Below are 18,453 nucleotides of genomic sequence, written 5' to 3' on the forward strand. Positions count from 1 at the left end.
TTGAGCCGATAACCAAGACGGTCGGTTCGGCAAGCGGGATGTCAACGGTTTGCTCATCGATATCGATAGTCATCAATCAATAAACCAATAAGTAAGTCAATCAATAAGTAAGTAAATCAATCACAAGGGAGTAATCAACATGATCAGTGAAGCAATCGTCAAAATCGTCAACAAGCACGACCTCACCTACGACGAGGCCTACCAGGCCATGAAGGAGATCATGGGCGGCAAATCGACGCCGACCCAGAACGCGGCCTTCCTCGCGGCGCTTTCCACCAAGTCGGCCGAGGCCGAGACCATCGACGAGATCGCGGGCTGCGCGGCGGCCATGCGCGAACTGGCCACCCCGGTGCCGCACCCCGGCATCGAGACCATCGACATCGTCGGCACCGGCGGCGACGGCGCCAACACCTTCAACATCTCCACCACCGCGGCGCTGATTTCCGCGGCCGCCGGAGCCCACGTGAGCAAACACGGCAACCGTGCGGCCAGCTCACAGTGCGGCACCGCCGACTGTCTCGAAGCCCTCGGCGCGAACATCTCGCTGTCGCCTGACGAGGCGCTCGACCTGCTCAAGGCCGACAACTTCACCTTCCTCTTCGCCCAGCGCTACCACACCGCGATGCGCTACGTCGGTCCGATCCGCAAGGAGCTCGGCTTCCGCACCGTCTTTAACATCCTCGGGCCGCTGACCAACCCCGCCCGTCCCGAGTACTTCCTGCTGGGCGTCTACGACGAATACCTCGTCGAGCCCATCGCCCACGTGCTCGAAAGCCTTGGCGTGCGTCGCGCGCTGGTCGTCTACGGCCGCGACAAGATGGACGAGGTCTCGCTTTCCGCCGAAACCGCGGCTTGCGAGCTGCGTGACGGCGAATACCATCCGATGACCCTGACCCCGGAGGAATTCGGCCTGACCCGCTGCACCAAGAAGGATCTGCTGGGCGGCACCCCACCGCAGAACGCCGAGATCACCCGCGCCATCCTGGGTGGCAAGGAGACTGGTCCGAAGCTCGAGGCCGCGCTGTTCAACGCCGCCTGCGCGCTTTACGTTTCGGGCGTCGCCTCGTCGATCGGTGAGGGCGTAGAACTGGCCCGCGAGCAAATCACCTCCGGTGCCGCGATGAAGACGCTCGAGGCGTTCGTCGCCGGTTCGCAGAAGTTCGCCAAGGCCGATGCGGATAAGTAGAAATTGCGATATCCGATATCGGCTTCGATACCAACGATAAGAAGGTGCAAGAGTAATGGCTGATTCCGAGAATATTCTCCAGCGTATCGCCGCGAAAACCCGCGAGCGTGTGGCTGAGGAAAAGACGCAGACTCCGCAGAGCGAGGTGGAGGCGCAAGCCCGTGAGGTCGCCGCGCAAAAGGTTGCGGCGGGGGAGACCGGCAACGCGGCGTTTCCGTTCGAACGCGCGTTGAAGGCTCCGGGCATGAGCTTCATCTGCGAGCTCAAACGCGCTTCGCCCAGCAAGGGCCTGATCGCGCCGGACTATCCCTACCTCAGCATCGCCCGCGATTATGAAAAGGCCGGGGCGGCGGCCATCAGCTGCCTGACCGAGCCGACATGGTTCAAGGGTTCCGACGAGCATCTGCGGCAGGTCGCGGCGGCGGTCAGCATTCCGGTGCTGCGTAAGGATTTCATCGTCGACGAGTACATGATTTTCCAGGCCCGTGCGTGCGGTGCTTCGGCCGTGCTGCTCATCTGCTCGATTTTGAGCGACCGGCAGATCGCGGATTACGTCGCGCTCGCGCACGAGCTCGGCATGAGCGCGCTCGTGGAGGCCTACCAACCCGACGAGGTGCCGCGAGCGATGGACGCCGGCGCGCGGATTATCGGTGTCAACAACCGCGACCTGCGCAATTTCGAGGTGGATTTCGAACGCAGCCTGCGTCTGCGCCCGACCGTCGGCCCGGACCGCGTGTTTGTTTCGGAATCCGGCGTATACACTCGTGCCGATGTGGCGCGGCTCGAGGCGGCCGACGTGGACGCGGTGCTGATCGGTGAGACGCTGATGCGTTCGCCGGACAAGGCCGCGGCGCTCGCGGAACTTCGTGGCAGCGCCGCCGATAGCGCGACGGTAGCTGGTAAGTAAGAGACGAAATGATGAATAATCCGGCGGCATCCGCCGCAACCGTTCCTGCAGGTCGCATGCCAGGCAGTTTGTCCGTTCGAGGGTTATTCGTGACTGGGAATGAGAGGTAGTGCGATGAATGATTCGATGGCATCGCTTCGCTCCGCGTCTTTGGAATCGTCCGATAACGGTGTGCCATTTGAAGATGACGCCATGGTTGCTCATGCCATTGCGGACAATACGGTTTCGCTTGCTAACACGGTTGACGTGGATGTTGCAAATGTCGCAAATGGTTGCAAAGTCAAGCTTTGCGGGCTCAGACGCGAGCAGGATATGGACGCCGCTCTGGCGGCCGGTCCCGATGCCGTCGGATTCATCATCGATTTCCCAAAATCGCATCGTTCGATTTCTCCCGAGCGTGTGGCCGAGCTGGTGAGGTATATGAAGGCTCGGGCTGTCGAAACCGGTGTAAAACCGCCGGCCGCGGTAGGAGTGTTCGTCGACCAACCGGCCGAGCACGTGGCTGCCGTCGCGCGTGACGCCGATCTTGATACGGTTCAGCTGCACGGGCACGAGGACGAGGATTATCTTGCCGAGTTGCGTGAGCTCGTAACGTTGCCGATTATGCAGGCGTTCAAGGTTCACGAGGTCTTGGATGTGGTTCGTGCCGTTGAATCGTCGGCCGATCTTATCCTGCTCGACGCCGGTGCGGGTGACGGCAGGACCTTCGATTGGTCGCTGGTGGCTGAGGTCGAGCGTCCGTTCGTGCTCGCCGGTGGCTTGTCCGCCGAAAACGTGGCCGCGGCCATCCGCGCGACCCATCCGTTCGGAGTCGATATGAGTTCCGGCGTCGAAACCGACCGTCTCAAGGACCCGGCCAAGATGCTCGCCGCGGTCAAGGCGGTGCGCGAACTGTCGAATACTGCGAAAGCGGGTGGTGCGTATGGTCGATAATCCAAAAGCATTTGTCGTAAGCAATTCGGGAGCATGGTTGCATCGGCACCGACGCAAACGTGACGAATATCGTCGATGGCGGCTGCCCGCCTGATAATCCTGCAAAACGAATCCGAACAGAATGATTGGCAGCACTGCCGATCGCCAACAAAAACCAATTTGGGTATCCGCAATCGGAAATCCAACCGAACAAAACCGTCAACCAGCAATACAATCAACGGTTATAGCTGTTAGATAAAAGGAGCAAATCATGACCAATTCGCCCAATTCCAAGGGGCGCTTCGGCATCCACGGGGGCCAGTACATCCCCGAGACGCTGATGGGCGCCGTCAACGAGCTGGAGGAGGCCTACAACCATTACAAAACCGATCCGGACTTCCTCGCCGAGCTCGACGACCTCGAGAAGAAGTACGCGGGCCGTCCGTCGCTGTTGTATTACGCAGAGAATATGACCAAGGACCTCGGCGGTGCCAAGATTTATCTGAAGCGCGAGGACCTCAACCATACCGGTGCGCACAAGATCAACAACGTGCTCGGCCAGGCGCTCTTGGCCAAGCGCATGGGCAAGACCCGGCTGATCGCGGAGACCGGCGCGGGCCAGCACGGCGTGGCCACGGCCACCGTCGCGGCGCTTTTCGGCATGGAGTGCGTGGTCTATATGGGCCAGGTCGATATGGAACGCCAGGCGCTGAACGTCTACCGTATGAGGCTCTTGGGCGCGGAGGTGCGCGGGGTGACCAGCGGCACCGGCACGTTGAAGGACGCGGTTTCCGAGACCTTCCGTGAATGGACGCGACGCATCGCCGACACCCACTACTGCCTCGGCTCGTGTATGGGCCCGCACCCCTTCCCGACTATGGTGCGCGACTTCCAGGCCGTCATTTCCAAGGAGGCCCGCGAGCAGATTCTCGAGGACGAAGGCAAGCTTCCGGCGGCGGTGATCGCGTGCGTCGGCGGCGGCTCCAATGCCATCGGCAGCTTCTACAACTTCATTGGCGACGAGGGTGTCAAGCTCATCGGCTGCGAGGCAGCAGGTCGCGGCATCGACACCGACCGCACCGCCGCCACGATGAACACCGGATCGCTCGGCATCTTCCACGGCATGAAAAGCTACTTCTGCCAGAACGAGTACGGCCAGATCGCGCCGGTCTACACGATTTCCGCCGGCCTCGACTACCCGGGTGTCGGCCCGGAGCACGCGGCGCTGAAGGATTCCGGTCGCGCCCAATACGTCGCCATCACCGATGACGAGGCCGTCGACGCCTTCGAATACCTCAGCCGTACCGAGGGCGTCATCCCGGCCATCGAAAGCGCGCACGCCGTGGCCTATGCCATGAAACTCGCGCCGACGCTGCCAAAGGACCAAAGTATCATCGTCACCCTTTCCGGGCGTGGCGACAAGGACGTGGCGGCCATCGCCCGTTACCGTGGGGAGGATCTTCATGACTGATAATACCAATACCGCCTCCGAGCGTGCCGCGGCCGCCGAAGCGAGACTGTTTGCCGACAATGACGGCGATGCGCAGGGTTTGCGCCCGGCCGGCGACGCTGCGAAATCGCAACCCGTCGTGCCGCACCGTTCCCGTATCGCGCAAGCGTTCACGGCCCCTGACGGCAGCCGTCGCAAGGCGTTCGTCCCGTTCGTCACAATCGGCGACCCATCGATTGCTCTGACCGAAAAGCTGGTGCCGGCCATGGTCGATGCCGGCGCCGACCTGATCGAGCTGGGCGTGCCCTTCTCCGACCCGACCGCCGAAGGCCCAGTCATTCAGGAAGCGAGCAACCGCGCGCTTTCCGCCGGGACGACCACCGACGATGCCTTCGCGCTGGTTGAGCGTCTGCGAGGCGAGCACAAGATTGAGACGCCGATGGTGTTCATGACCTACTCCAACGTGCTCTATTCCTACGGGCTTGAGCGTTTCGCGCGTCGGGCGGCCGAAGTCGGGCTCGACGGCGTGATTCTGCCGGACGTGCCGCATGAGGAGAAGCCCGAGTTCGACGATCCGTTGGCTGCCGCAGGGCTTGAACTGGTCAGCCTCATCGCGCCGACCTCGCACGAGCGCATCCGCAGCATCGCCTCGGACGCCAAGGGCTTCATCTATTGCGTCAGCTCGCTTGGCGTCACCGGCGTGCGCAAGGAGATCACCACCGACGTGGCGGGGATGGTGCGTGAGGTGCGTGCCGCCACCGACGTGCCGGCCGCCATCGGTTTCGGCATCTCGACCCCCGAGCAGGCCGCCAAGATGGCCGGCGACTCGGATGGTGCCATTGTCGGCTCGGCCATCGTGCGCATCGTCGGCAAATACGGCGAGGATGCGGTGCCCTACGTCGCCGACTACGTGCGCTCCATGGCCGATGCCGTTCACGCCCTGAACTGAGGATTCCGCAAATCGGTCATAATGATTCGGCCATAGTAATAAGGAATAATTAATAAGAAATCGCGGGCACATTCGTCATCAGACGTTGTGCCCGCATTCTGGTGCTGGTAAACCGCATCTGGACCGTTGCTAAAGTCCGTTTCCCAGCACTAAACCCAAGTTGGTGCTGGGAAACTGCATCCGGCCCGTTGCTAAAGTCCGTTTTCCAGCAGTAAAACCGCGTAGTGCCGGTAAACTGCATCTGGCCAGCTGGTAAAGTCCGTTTCCCAGCATGAAGATGTGTCGGCGATGGATTGTCGACAGAATGATGATCTGTTATTCCTCTTTTATTGCTGCGCGATGACATGGGCATGCATAATATGGAGGCGGACAATCGAAGTGGAAGCGGGGAATGATGACTGCTTATATGGATCACAAGGATCTCGCCAACGAGGTCATCGACGAGGCACGGACCAAGGAGATCGCGGACGGCGTGCATCGTGTGTTCGACGACATCGCGCAGGCCGAGGTGGCTTCCGGGCGCGAATCCGGGTCGGTGCGTCTGCTCGCAGCCACGAAAACCCGTGATGTCGGTGAGATTATGGCGGCCATCGACGCCGGCGTTCGCATGATCGGCGAGAACCGTCCGCAGGAGATTTCGGCCAAAGCCGAGGGGCTGATTCGCCAGTGCGCAGCACGCGGTTTTTCGCTGGGCGCCGCCGCGAACGCCCAGAATGCCAACGGTTCCAATGGTCCTGCCGCCCTGTTGAATACAAGCTCGGCCGGTAACGTTATGAAGTCGCAGAATGCTAATGGTTCCGATAACCTTGCCGCTTCCGCGGATGCCCAAATTTCCCAAGCCACGCCGAACGGCCATATCCCGTTCCATCTCATCGGCCAGCTGCAATCCAATAAAATCGGCAAGGTCCTGCCGTACGTCGACACCATCGAATCCGTAGGTTCTCTCGACGAAGCGCAGAAAATCGCGCGTCGCGCCGTGGCCCGCAATATCGTCGTCGGCGTACTGCTGGAAGTCAACGAATCCGGGGAAGCCTCGAAGTCCGGGTGCGAGCCCGATGAGGCCGCGGATCTCGCCTATCAGATTGCTGCCATGGAAGGCCTGCAATTGCAAGGTTTGATGACCATCGGTGCCCACGTCGACGACGAAAAGACGATACGTTCCGGATTCGCCCACTTGCGCGGCGTCCGTGACACGATTCTGAACTCCGGCGAGCCCGGAACGGCCGGCTGCAAGGACCTTTCGATGGGCATGACCCACGATATGGACTACGCGGTGGCCGAAGGCTCGACCATCGTGCGCGTCGGCACCGCGTTTTTCGGCGAGCGCGCGTTTATCTGAGATGGCGAATTGGCAGAACGGCAAGTGTTCCTGAAGCCATGGAGAATAGTGGAATACGCTGGGTGCAAGTTTGTCGGGCTTTCGGTTATTGATTTTTGCTTTGATGTTTTTGAAAGGTGACGAGAGATAATTTAGCGTTAAATCAACGTCAAAGGGGAAGACGATGAGAGAACAAACGAAAATAAAAGGGCCTTCAGGTAGGAACAAAGCCAGAAGCAATGGCCGTGTGATTCGCGTTCGCGCGGTGGTCTCCGGCTTGGTGCAAGGCGTGGGCTACCGTTACTTCGCAGTCAACGAGGCTCGGCGTTGCGATGTCGCCGGCTGGGTGCGCAACCGGCTCGACGGCTCGGTCGAAGCCGAGGCGCAAGGCGATCAGAGCCTGGTGGCCGCGTTCGTCGAACGGCTTGGCCACGGCCCGCAATGGGGTCGCGTCGACCACGTGGAAACAACGGAAATACCGCTTGCCGACAACGAGGGCTTCGAATTCCGCGTCCGTCGCGACGCCCGCTGAGATTGCGTTGTTGCCAGCACTAAGTGCGGTTGATGTGCTGGAAATAACGCATTTAGCGGTTGAAAATAGGTCATTACCAGCATAAGGGCCATAGTTAGTGCTGGTAACAACGCGTTTGGATTGCCGTTTTGCCCGTTTCGTGGTCATGCCCGGAACGCAACTGTGCGCAGGAAACTGTAGCCATGGCTGAACAGGGCGGTTCAGCGCCGATTTTTTTCGGTATATTTCCTGCTTTGCCTGTTCCCAGACCGGAAGATGGCGTAGGCTGGAGGCATGAGAATCGCACGCTACTCCTATAACGATGTTCCGCACTATGCCTTCGTGCAGACCGACAAGAACGACAAGAAGGATTATCTGGTCGAGCTCGACGGCTATCCCTTTGGCTCGCAGCCGGTCGGCCCTACCGGCCAGCGACATTTAATCGACGAGGACGGTGTTCGCCTGCTTGCTCCGGTCATCCCCTCCAAGGTATACGGCCTGGCCAAGAACTACGAGGCCCACGCGCAATATATGCACGCCAAAGGCCAGTCGTCCGCCGAACATGCGCCAAGCGAGATGGTCATTTTCATGAAGCCGTCCACCTCCGTCATCGGCCCCGACGATCCGATCGTCATTCCCGACTATTCCAATGACATGAACTTCGAACCCGAGGTTGCCGTGGTTATGGGCCGCATCGCCAAGAACGTTTCGGTCGACAAAGCCATGGACTACGTGCTCGGCTTCACCTGCGTCAACGACGTGACGCTGCGCGATCTGCAGGGCAACGACCCGATGTGGACGCGAGCCAAAGGTTTCGACACCTCCTGCCCGCTCGGTCCGTGGGTGGAGACCGACCTCGACTGGAAGGACGCGAAGATCTCCTTCACTTTGAACGGCGAGGACGTCCCTGCCGCTTCCGGCACCACCGCCGACCTGATTCATTCGATTCCCGAACAGATCGCCGAAATCTCCAGCTTCGCCACGCTTTTGCCGGGCGATGTCATCATGACCGGCACCCCCAACGCCTCCGGCACGTTGAAGCCGCGTGACGAGGCCATCGTCAACATCGAAGGCATCGGTTCGCTGCGCAACGTGGTCGTCAAGGGCTGAATGCGAGGTTTCGCAAGTACCGTATATATAAGGTATGCGCGAGATAGATGAAGGTATAGGTATCGGACAGGCCGGTTGGCGGAGTTGATTCCGCTGGCCGGCCTGTTTCTATTATTCTTTGGTCCGGTAGAGTCCGAGTCCGACCATTTCTGTGTTTGGTGTATTCATGTCTGCCGGTTTAGACAGGTTCCAATATGGGTTTGGTGTCACGAATCGTGCCGATAAATCTGTCGGTTATTGGCGTCATGAGTCATCTCGTATAGGGAACTAGACAATGAAGTCTAAAAGTTGAGTCGAAGAGACTCAAGTTTTGGGAATAGAACCCCTCGGTTTGCGGTTGTATTAAGCAGACAACGAAATATGCCTTGGAATTCCAACGATTTCGCGACGGAAACAGGGCGAACAAACGGAGGAAAACATGGAACAACAATTTACGACCATGGCGCAGGAAGCGATCGGCGACGCGATTCAGAGCGCGTCGGCTGCGGGCAATCCGCAGGTCGACACTCTGCATGTGATGGATGCGTTGCTGCGTCAGGAAAACAGCGTGGTCACAGGGCTGATCAGCGCTGCTGGTGGCGATACGAAGACGATTGGTGCCGCGGTGCGCAACGCGTTGGTCGCGCTGCCGAGCGCGAGCGGATCGTCGACTTCGCAGCCGCAGGCGAGCCGTCAGTTGACCACCGCGTTGGCTGACGCTGAGAAGGAAATGAAGCAGATGGGCGACGAGTATGTCTCCACCGAACATCTGCTCATCGGCATCGCCGACGCCGAACCCAACGAGGGCGCGACGATTCTCAAAAACAACGGTGTGACCGCTGCGGCGTTGCGCAAGGCTGTGCCCGGTGTGCGCGGTGGCGCAAAAGTCACCAGCCCGGATGCCGAAGGCAGCTATAAGGCGCTCGAGAAGTATTCCACCGACCTGACCGCGCAGGCGAAGGAAGGCAAGCTCGATCCGGTGATCGGCCGTGACCAGGAGATCCGCCGTGTCATGCAGATCCTCTCACGCCGCACCAAGAACAACCCGGTGCTTATCGGCGAGCCTGGCGTCGGCAAAACCGCCGTCGTCGAGGGTCTTGCGGAACGTATCGTCGCGGGCGATGTGCCGACTACCTTGCAGAACAAGAAGCTCATCAGCCTTGATCTGGGCTCGATGGTGGCCGGTTCGAAGTACCGTGGCGAGTTTGAGGAACGCCTCAAGGCAGTCCTCAACGAGATCAAGAGCGCGAACGGCGAGATCATCACCTTCATCGACGAGATTCACACCATCGTCGGCGCGGGCGCGGCCGAAGGCTCGATGGACGCGGGCAATATGCTCAAGCCCATGCTGGCGCGCGGCGAGCTGCGCCTGATCGGCGCGACCACGCTCGACGAATACCGCGAGAACATCGAGAAGGACCCGGCGTTGGAACGTCGTTTCCAGCAGGTTTTCGTCGGTGAGCCGAGCGTTGAGGATACCATTGCGATTCTGCGTGGCTTGAAGCAGCGTTACGAGGCGCACCACAAGGTGACCATCGGCGACGACGCGCTCGTAGCCGCGGCGACGCTTTCGAACCGCTACATTTCCGGCCGTCAGCTGCCCGACAAGGCAATCGACTTGGTCGACGAGGCGGCGGCGCACCTGCGTATGGAGTTGGATTCGCAGCCTGAGGAGATTGACGAGCTGCAGCGTCGCGAGACACGTCTCGAGATGGAGGAAATGCAGCTGAAGAAGGCCGAGGACCCGGCCAGCAAGGACCGCTTGAAGAAGCTGCAAAGCGATTTGGCGGATACCCGTGAGAAGCTTTCGGGCCTGAAGTCGCGTTGGGACGCCGAGAAGGCCGGCCACAACAAGGTCGGCGACCTGCGTGCCCAGCTCGACGCCAAGAAGGTGCAGGCCGACAAGTTTACCCGCGAGGGCGATTTGGAGAAGGCCAGCAAGATTCTTTACGGTGAGATTCCGGCGATCCAGAAGCAGCTCGATCTGGCCGAACAGGCTGCGGACGAGGAGAATGCGGACGGCCAGGAGACCGAGCCGATGGTGCCCGACCATGTGGATGCCGATTCGGTGGCGGGCATCGTCTCCGAATGGACCGGCATCCCCGTCGGCCGTCTGATGCAGGGCGAAAACGAGAAGCTGCTGAATATGGAGAAGTTCCTTGGGCGTCGCGTCATCGGACAGAAAGAAGCGATTCAGGCGGTTTCAGATGCGGTGCGGCGCTCGCGTGCCGGCATCTCCGACCCGAATCGCCCGACCGGTTCGTTCCTCTTCCTCGGACCCACGGGCGTGGGCAAGACGGAGCTCGCCAAGGCGTTGGCGGACTTCCTCTTCGACGATGAGAAGGCCATGGTGCGCATCGACATGAGCGAGTACATGGACAAGGGTTCGGTGACCCGTCTGATCGGTGCGGCCCCCGGCTACGTCGGCTACGAAGAAGGCGGCCAGCTCACCGAGGCTGTGCGGCGTCGCCCTTACTCCGTCGTGTTGTTCGACGAGGTGGAGAAGGCGAATCCCGAGGTCTTCGACATCCTTTTGCAGGTGCTTGACGACGGCCGTTTGACCGATGGGCAGGGCCGGACCGTGGACTTCAAGAACACGATTCTGATCATGACCTCGAACCTTGGATCGCAGTTCCTGGTGCAGCCTGATCTGGATGATGAGGCGAAGAAGAACGCGGTGATGGACGCGGTGCATGCGCACTTCAAGCCCGAATTCATCAACCGTCTCGACGAGCTGGTCATCTTCCATCCGCTCACCCGCGAGGAGCTGGGCGAGATCGTCGACATCCAGGTGCGTCAGGTCGCCTCGCGCTTGACCGACCGTCGCATTACGCTCGACGTCACCAAGGCCGCGAAGGAATGGCTCGCCAACGCCGGTTACGACCCGGCTTACGGCGCTCGTCCGTTGCGTCGTTTGGTGCAGACCGAGGTCGGCGACCAGATGGCGAAGATGTTGCTGAGTGGCAAGGTTCACGACGGCGATACCGTTTTGGTCGACCAGACCGGCGGCGATCACCTCGAGCTGAGCACGATGCCGGAGGATCCGTTGGATGAGGATCACGACGGCGAGTGAACCGACGCGGTGAAACCAGAAACGCAACGCAAGTGAAAGCAAGCAGGCGTGACGTTTCGGTTTTCGCCGGTAACCGTTGAATGATGGCTTTCTGATAGGAAAGGCCGGATTGTTGCAGGAATGCAGCGGTCCGGCCCTTTGCTTATGTTCGCGGTCTATTTGAGATGCTTTTAGCGAGATGCTGATAAGGAGATGCTTGTAACGACACGTCGTTGGCGTGTTCTGGTTAATCGGGTCAATCGTTGCTATGCCGTGTCTTTCTGCGGCCACTGATAATAAGGATAACCGCGAGAATAGCGAGAATAAAACCGGCGACAACCAGCACTCCCACACCGCCGAACAACGCGACGACCAGCCGTGGCTGCGGGCCGAACGCCACCAGAAGCGCGAAGGCCCAGACCGCGATGATGATGACGGTGATCGTGAAGACGCGGGAGAAACGGGCGACTTTCCTCACTCCGGCGATGAGTGTGGCAAATGCGCGGTCGGCTATGGAATCGCTTGGAGTTTCCGGGATGGAAGTTGAAGTTGTTGATGAAGTGGCCGAATCTTGGAAACGTTCGGCGTCGCGCAGGATGGAAAGCTCAAGCAGCTCGATGCTCAGCGCCAGGGCGACGATGACGTTGACCGAACCAAAATAGGCGTGACGTGAACCTTCGGGGAACTGATTGCCGGCCACGCAGATGGCCAGACTGTAGATATAGGCGCCGGTGGCTCCAAGAGAAATCAGCGAATTGACGTCGGGCATATGGCGTTTCAGCGCGTGCCAGCCCTCGCGATGAATCGGAGAGCCGCAATAGAACATCGCCGGGGTGGTCAGGATGGCCTGTACCCATGGATTGATGAGCCAGCTGGGAATCAGAGAATCGCTGAAACGGCTTAACAGTGAGGGGATGAACACGATGACGGTAAGGACCAGCGCGAGTATCAGCAGGCGTGAGACGTGTGAAATCTGAGCCGTGGTCTCATTGGACTGCCCCTTGGCGGCGTTATCGTCGGAAGAAGTGTTGATGCCGGCGTCGGAAACGTCGAGGTTGCGTAGTCCCTGAAGTGCGGCCTCCACCGGTGATGGCGCCGAAGTCGGCGAGCGGAAAAAGAGGAGGATGAGCCACGTTGCCAGCGCGGCGAGCACCACTGCCAAACCGCCCATGAATAAGTCGAATCCCACGGTTCCTCCTTGATTACCCTTTCATCATTCCAGCAAGTGGCATCGATATCCATATCGGCGCCATGATTGACACGAGATATACGCACAGCCTTGTGTCTGGATTTCGTCCATGGCGTCCTGTGTAATAGAACATATGTTCGAAAATCCTGTAGTGGCAATCGTGATGGTCATCCTCGCAGCGGCGCTGGGGTTGGTGGCCGGTTTCGTGCTGGGCAAATCGAAGGGGCAGGAAGCCGCGCGAACCGTCAAAAACACCGATGCCGAAGAGGCGCAGGCGCAAAACGAAGAGCTTCGCCATCAGGTCGGCGAGCTCACCACGCAAGCCGCACAATATCGCGCTCAGTGCGACGGGTTGAACCAGCAGCTGGCGTTCGTCAAATCCCAGTTGGCACAAGCCCAGCAGGCCGAGCAGCTTCGTGTGCAGCGCCAGCAGGAGCAGGAGCGTGAGGCGGCCGAGCGCAAGCGGCAGGAGCAGGCCAAGGCGATGGCCGAGCAGAGCAAGGTGCTTTCCGCGCTCGCGCCTGTGCAGAAGAATCTTGACGCCTTGCAGCAGAAGGTCACCCAGATCGAGGAAGGTCGCAAGCATGAGATGGGTGCTTTGGGCCAGCAGCTCAAGGGGTTGAACGACCAGCAGACCCGTTTGGACAAGGAGACCAGTTCGCTTTCCGCGGCGTTGCGTAATAATAAGGTACGCGGCGCGTGGGGCGAGGCGCAGCTGCGCAACATCGTGGAGTCCGCAGGGCTCTTGGAGCATGTCGATTTTGATACGCAGGTGGTCGTCACCGATCCCGAAGGCCGTGTGCAGCGGCCGGATATGGTGGTGTATCTTCCCGGCGGCAAGACGATTCCCATCGATGCCAAGGCACCGTATTCCGATTACCAGCGTGCCTGCGAGATTCCCGACACCGCTTCCGACGACGAGCTCAAGCGCCGCGACGAATTGCTGGCCGCCCATGCCAAGGCGTTGCGTGAGCACGTCAAGACCTTGGGAGACAAGGCCTATTGGAACGCTTTCGACACCACTCCCGATTTCGTGATTGCCTTCATCCCCAACGATGCCTTGCTTGAGGCGGCGTTGAAGGTCGACCCGACACTGATGGACGATGCCTTCGCGCGTAAGGTCGCACTGACCTCGCCGGTCACGTTGTGGGCCGTTTTGAAGTCGGTCGCCTTCGCTTGGCAGCAGCAGAGCCTGACCGATGACGCCAAGATGCTCTTTGATCTTTCGCGTGAGTTGTATGAGCGGTTCGCGGTTCTTGGCGACAAAGCCAACAAGCTCGGCCATTCGATCACCCGCACGGTTTCGGCATACAATGCCTTCGCCTCGTCGTTGGAATCGCGGGTGTTGGTCACTGCGCGTAAAATGCAGAAGATTGATTCGAGCAAGGTCATCGACCCGGTCGATATGGTCGATTCCGAGAAGACCGACGTCCGCGAGCTGACCGCGCCCGAGCTGAATCTGGAGTCGGAGGAGCAACAATGAGTGCCGAGCAAGCCGAGGCCAAAGCTGAAAGCAAGGGCGGAGATGAAGCACAAGGCAAGGGCGAGTTGCAGTCGCTTTTGCAAGTAGCGGTCGAGAAGAAGCCGTTCAGCGAGCTGTTCGATGTAAGCCTTGACCATCGTGGTGCCGAGCTGATTGGCGACACCTTGCTCAATACGCTCGAGAACCGTGGTTTTGCGCTTGACGATTTCGATGCGGTCGGTGCGTTGACCGCTGCCGCTGTGCCGATGGTGACCGCCGTGATGCATGCGGCTCATGCCCGTGGGCGCGAACTCAGTGGTTTCGTCATGGATTTCGTCTATCCGTCAATTAAGGGGCCGTCAATCTTAGGCAAACGTGTGGTATTGCTGGACTCCTGGCTCTCTGAAAAATCGTATGTACAGACCTCTTCGCTGGTCACCTTGCGCAACGGCAATGAGCTGAGTCTTGATTTCAGCGTCGTGGAGCATGAGGGCGCACAAGTGGCCGCCATCGCCTCATTAATCGGTGGCGTCAGCGGCGATGCCGCTGCAAGCAGTATCAAAGTCATCAACCCCATTTCCGGTGAGGAACGCAATCTGCCGTTTGTCATAGCTTTCGATGAAGACGAGTTGCGTGGTGACGCAACTGCAGCGCCGAAAGCCCGCTGAATATGTGCAGACCGAATCTCAATACGGTGGTTCGCTTAGGGGACAGCGGCCTACCTCATTCCGATGATGTTGAATGTCTCGAATTCCCTGGGAATGTGGATTTGAAACATGTGCATTTTAGAGAGATCAAGTATTTGAAATCAATTGGTAACGCATTTCTGATTGGCGCTGGCGTTGCTGCGCCAATCGAAGGGAGTATTGACTGATTATGCGTGAGCCCAATCCTGTAACTGTGGCGGCCCGGGCTTCCGGTGAACCGGTTTTCCGTGAGATCGGCGTCGGTCCATGGGCCGAAACCCACCCGAATGAACCTCGCCCCGACGATCCGCGGTCTCCCAATTTTGACGCGCGCTACGATTCGGAGCTGCTCGACAACGGCGACCGCCGCAATGTGCTCGACCGGTTCCGCTACTGGTCGGTCGAAGCCATCAAGGCCGACCTCGACGAACAGGGGCGGCATGGTTTCGATGTGGCCGTCGAAAACTGGACGCACGATTTCAACATTGGCTCCATGGTGCGTACGGCCAACGCCTTCGCCGCCCGCAAGGTCCATATTGTTGGCCCCCACAAGTGGAACCGCAAAGGCGCGCTGATGACCGAGCTCTACCAGCACGTCGACCACCATCCTTCGATCGAGGAGCTGGTGGCGAGCTGGAAGCAGGAAATCGCCGAGGAGATCGAGCGGGCCGAGGCTGACGAGGCCAAGGCCGAATTCCGCGTGGACAAGGCCCGCTACCACCGCATCGCCGAGGAAGCCAAAGCCTCCCGCATCATCGCGCTCGACATCATTCCCGGCGCCGTGCCCATCGAAACCTACCGTTTCCCGAACCGCTGCCTGATGCTCTTCGGTGCCGAAGGCCCCGGCCTTTCGCAGCGTGCACTCGAACTCGCCGATGACGTGGTCTACATCTCTCAATTCGGTTCGGTGCGCTCGATCAACGCCGGTGCGGCCGCTGCGGTCTCGATGCACTGCTGGATTTCCCAGCATCTCACCCGATGAGGCTTGGCGAATCTGGGTGAGACCAAATACATCCAGATAAAAAGTATCTCATCGTTCTTGTGTGTTTTGTCCCTTTTGTCTAACAAGAGGTAGGATTAGTATATTGGTTTCCGGCAGCGTTGTCGGCCTTCGCCAAAGAGACAAGAGAAGAACGATGAAATTCTGCAATCATTGTGGTGCGAAAATGGAAGATGGTGTCGCGTTCTGTCCTCAGTGTGGTGCCCAGTCAGACCCATCGCTGTCGTCGGCTGCGTCTGGTTTGCCCCAATCTTTCGCTTCCCGTTCGTCGGTGACGTCTCCGAATTCGCCGAACGCAGTATCCTCTCGGGCCTCGTACGTGGCTGGCAATACTGGTGTCCCTGCTCCTTCTGCACCGCCTCAGTCAACTTATGCCGCACCTTCTTCAGTTGCACCGGCACCTTATAATCCTGCCGCTGTTGCCGGTGCTTCGCCTGGGATGCAGAAACCCCCGAAAAGTTCCCATTCCAAACGCTACATCATCATCGCGGCGGTAGTGGCAATTGTGGTGGTCGCGCTTGTACTGGCATCGTTCCTGTTCATCCGCAGACGTTCGAGTTCGCATGGAGCCAAACAAGCCGTTTCGACTTCGCAAGGTGCGCCCCAACCCACCAAGCCTCTGTCGCAAAAAGAGTATCCGGCAGGTGAGTGGACGCTTCGTGCCAAGCTCAAAGGTTCCAGCTGGAAGGCGTTGACCGTCAAGGTCGATGAAAGTGGCGGTATCACGCTCCTTGCTTCCGGAGTGAAAGTACTGTCCGGCGAGCTGAGCAAGAGCGCGAGCAGGGGCAATGAGACCGAATACAAGGTTGACCATGTCAAGACGCTCCGTCCGACATTTTATTTCCTTGGAAGTCCTTTCGACTATTTGAACGATCAAGAGCTGGCTTCGTCGAACATGCTTATCGATGTTCCTCAAAAGGGAATCAATGGTGATTGGTACTTCGCCATCCTGAAAAGAGGATATCTGTGGTGTGAATACGACATCAAGGTGGAAGACGGCAACAAGGTCAACTTGGGCTGGAGCATCACCGATGAAAACGACTACGACAGTGATTCAGAAGACGATTACGACTACGAAGACAGCGATGATGAAGAGTCTGCCTACGAGAGTGTCTATAACGAAACGTCGAACGAGAAATATTCTATCGAGGAAGTCGACGATCAACCGTCATCTAAATTCCAGAATAATCGTTCCGGTACGTTGAAATCGGTGAGAAGCGAGACTCCGGGCCAGAAAGCATACGCTATTTCCATGGATGACGGCTGGCTCTTTGCAAACAGGCCGGATGACAAATCCGATACCCAATACGTTTTCGAAATTCCAAGCAACCATTGACCCTTAAGCCGAGTTTGTAATGCGAATGCCACGACGGCGAACGGCCAGTTGATGATGCTTCCAATCAATAAACAGCCAAACGAACAATCAAGCACAGCAAAAGAGGCAAGGCCATGAAATTCTGTGAGAACTGTGGTGCGCGGGTGGATGATGTTGCGCAGTTTTGTGCCCAATGCGGCACGCCGGTAGCTCAGGCGACGCAGCCTATGCCACCTATGCCACCCATGCCTGCATCGGCTACTTCCCAAGGTGACTTTCTGGCGCAAAGCGATCAGGGTACGGCTGCTCAGGGGCTGACAAACCGGACGAGTCAGATTCCTGCATCGGCATGGCAGATACCGCAAGCTGAGGGTCCGGGTTCGCCGGTCAATACGCCTGCGCCGGGGCAGCCCGCTAGGGCGTCAGACGGCCATAAGCGTCGGAACATCATCATTGTGGTGGCGGCTGTGGTGGCCGTGGTTGCCATAGCCCTTGCTGCGTTCTTCCTCACCAAGCCGAGTTCCAAGGGCGTGACGCCGGAAAGCAATGCTCCTGCGACTGCTTCCGGTTATCCTGTGGACAAATGGTCACTTCACATGAAAGCGGACGGTCTGGATACTTCGGTCATTTCCGTCACCGTCGACAAGACCGGCAAAGCATCATTGCGTACGCCTGGTGGAGGTGATTTCATTGGTGTCATCGACGGAAAGTTGGGCAAGCCTCGTGTGGCAGGCAACAGCGTCACTTATCGTATTACGAAATTAAATGTTCCTCAAGATAAGCAAGTCGTTGGCAACTCGGGTACCTCCTTCTCGAACGACGATAAAAAGGAAATTCAGGCTTCGACCATTTCTCTGACCATGCCTCGTCAAGGGGTGGTGGGCAATTGGCGTATCAGCGTCAAAGTGGTCGGAGACAAATCAAGCAAAGCCGATGAATACACGATGAAAGTGGGCGCGGATCATACGCTCACTTTTGGCTGGGACGATGGTACCGGCATCCATGCCAGCGGCATTCGCAGCGGCGTATGGTCGAAAGTCAAGTCAAAGAGCAAGGACACGCAGCGCTTTACCGTGACGATGGAGTCTGGGGGGTTGACGGACGATCATCACCCTGATGAGGCCGAATTCTATTTCGAGACGCCCAACTACTGATTTGCCAACGCTCCGACCCGCTATCGACTATGGACGAACCGTTGCGGCCCGAGACGCTGTTGTGCCCTTAATGGGTGTTGCAAGGCTCGTTTCTCCGACTGATTTTGTCTGTTTGTTTGTCTGATACGGCGCACGAACAGACCGTATAGCCTTTAAAAGTGGATAGCCAACGAACCTCTTTTCGTTTCTGTGCATAAATCTGTGGACGATTTAGCCTCTCAACCCTTGACACGCCTCAAATGTGGATAACCCCTACCATTCGACCACAGTACC

The 18,453-nt window shown here is 58.7% G+C and carries 15 protein-coding genes and 1 pseudogene; 15 read left to right on the forward strand and 1 reads right to left on the reverse strand.

Annotated elements, in window-relative coordinates; genetic code table 11:
- The first annotated feature begins 139 nt into the window (after positions 1–139).
- The 9 genes from trpD to clpB all read left to right on the forward strand — a co-directional run bounded on the left by trpD (position 140) and on the right by clpB (position 11,395).
- Positions 140–1,186 carry an anthranilate phosphoribosyltransferase gene (gene trpD, locus OZX75_RS08035; RefSeq protein ID WP_277146116.1) on the forward strand — a complete coding sequence of 349 codons (1,047 nt, stop codon included), beginning with the start codon at positions 140–142 and terminating at the stop codon, positions 1,184–1,186.
- Positions 1,187–1,241: 55 nt separating this feature from the next.
- A complete protein-coding gene (gene trpC, locus OZX75_RS08040) occupies positions 1,242–2,093 on the forward strand; it encodes an indole-3-glycerol phosphate synthase TrpC (RefSeq protein WP_277146117.1) in 852 nt (283 codons plus the stop codon).
- Positions 2,094–2,219: 126 nt separating this feature from the next.
- Entirely contained in the window at positions 2,220–3,026 is an 807-nt protein-coding gene (locus OZX75_RS08045) for a phosphoribosylanthranilate isomerase (protein WP_277146118.1), read from the forward strand.
- A 250-nt stretch (positions 3,027–3,276) separates the two neighbouring features.
- Positions 3,277–4,476: a tryptophan synthase subunit beta gene (gene trpB / locus OZX75_RS08050; RefSeq protein ID WP_277146119.1), complete on the forward strand. Its 1,200-nt coding sequence runs from the start codon at positions 3,277–3,279 to the stop codon at positions 4,474–4,476.
- Complete coding sequence (trpA, locus tag OZX75_RS08055) at positions 4,469–5,404, forward strand: tryptophan synthase subunit alpha (RefSeq protein WP_277146120.1); 936 nt, start codon at positions 4,469–4,471, stop codon at positions 5,402–5,404. Before trpB ends, trpA begins: the two co-directional genes overlap by 8 nt.
- Before the next feature lie 394 nt (positions 5,405–5,798).
- On the forward strand, positions 5,799–6,743 hold the full coding sequence (locus OZX75_RS08060; RefSeq protein WP_277147519.1) for a YggS family pyridoxal phosphate-dependent enzyme: 945 nt from the start codon (positions 5,799–5,801) through the stop codon (positions 6,741–6,743).
- Between the two features lie 163 nt (positions 6,744–6,906).
- Entirely contained in the window at positions 6,907–7,254 is a 348-nt protein-coding gene (locus OZX75_RS08065) for an acylphosphatase (protein ID WP_277146121.1), read from the forward strand.
- 273 nt (positions 7,255–7,527) lie between these two features.
- Positions 7,528–8,343: a fumarylacetoacetate hydrolase family protein gene (locus tag OZX75_RS08070; RefSeq protein ID WP_277146122.1), complete on the forward strand. Its 816-nt coding sequence runs from the start codon at positions 7,528–7,530 to the stop codon at positions 8,341–8,343.
- Between the two features lie 418 nt (positions 8,344–8,761).
- Positions 8,762–11,395: an ATP-dependent chaperone ClpB gene (clpB, locus tag OZX75_RS08075; protein WP_277146123.1), complete on the forward strand. Its 2,634-nt coding sequence runs from the start codon at positions 8,762–8,764 to the stop codon at positions 11,393–11,395.
- Between the two features lie 235 nt (positions 11,396–11,630).
- On the opposite strand, the gene OZX75_RS08080 is transcribed toward clpB, so the two are convergent.
- A complete protein-coding gene (locus OZX75_RS08080) occupies positions 11,631–12,563 on the reverse strand; it encodes a hypothetical protein (RefSeq protein WP_277146124.1) in 933 nt (310 codons plus the stop codon).
- A 133-nt stretch (positions 12,564–12,696) separates the two neighbouring features.
- Here OZX75_RS08080 and OZX75_RS08085 point away from each other — a divergent pair, with 133 nt between their 5' ends.
- The 6 genes and pseudogenes from OZX75_RS08085 to OZX75_RS08105 all read left to right on the forward strand — a co-directional run bounded on the left by OZX75_RS08085 (position 12,697) and on the right by OZX75_RS08105 (position 18,180).
- Positions 12,697–14,046, forward strand: a complete 1,350-nt coding sequence (locus OZX75_RS08085) for a DNA recombination protein RmuC (RefSeq protein WP_277146125.1) — start codon at positions 12,697–12,699, stop codon at positions 14,044–14,046.
- On the forward strand, positions 14,043–14,693 hold the full coding sequence (locus tag OZX75_RS08090) for a type I phosphoribosyltransferase (protein ID WP_277146126.1): 651 nt from the start codon (positions 14,043–14,045) through the stop codon (positions 14,691–14,693). The genes OZX75_RS08085 and OZX75_RS08090 overlap by 4 nt, the downstream gene beginning before the upstream one ends.
- A 208-nt stretch (positions 14,694–14,901) precedes the next feature.
- Positions 14,902–15,381 (forward strand): annotated as a pseudogene (locus tag OZX75_RS08710) (RNA methyltransferase); the annotation flags it as partial.
- Positions 15,370–15,693, forward strand: coding sequence for a TrmH family RNA methyltransferase (locus OZX75_RS08715; RefSeq protein ID WP_525930294.1), 324 nt, complete (start codon positions 15,370–15,372; stop codon positions 15,691–15,693). The pseudogene OZX75_RS08710 and the gene OZX75_RS08715, both read left to right, overlap by 12 nt.
- A 154-nt stretch (positions 15,694–15,847) precedes the next feature.
- Positions 15,848–17,047 carry a zinc ribbon domain-containing protein gene (locus OZX75_RS08100; protein WP_277146128.1) on the forward strand — a complete coding sequence of 400 codons (1,200 nt, stop codon included), beginning with the start codon at positions 15,848–15,850 and terminating at the stop codon, positions 17,045–17,047.
- A gap of 113 nt (positions 17,048–17,160) precedes the next feature.
- Positions 17,161–18,180, forward strand: coding sequence for a zinc ribbon domain-containing protein (locus tag OZX75_RS08105; RefSeq protein ID WP_277146129.1), 1,020 nt, complete (start codon positions 17,161–17,163; stop codon positions 18,178–18,180).
- Positions 18,181–18,453 lie beyond the last annotated feature (273 nt).

It is taken from the genome of Bifidobacterium sp. ESL0800 (assembly GCF_029395355.1).
GTDB lineage: Bacteria > Actinomycetota > Actinomycetes > Actinomycetales > Bifidobacteriaceae > Bifidobacterium.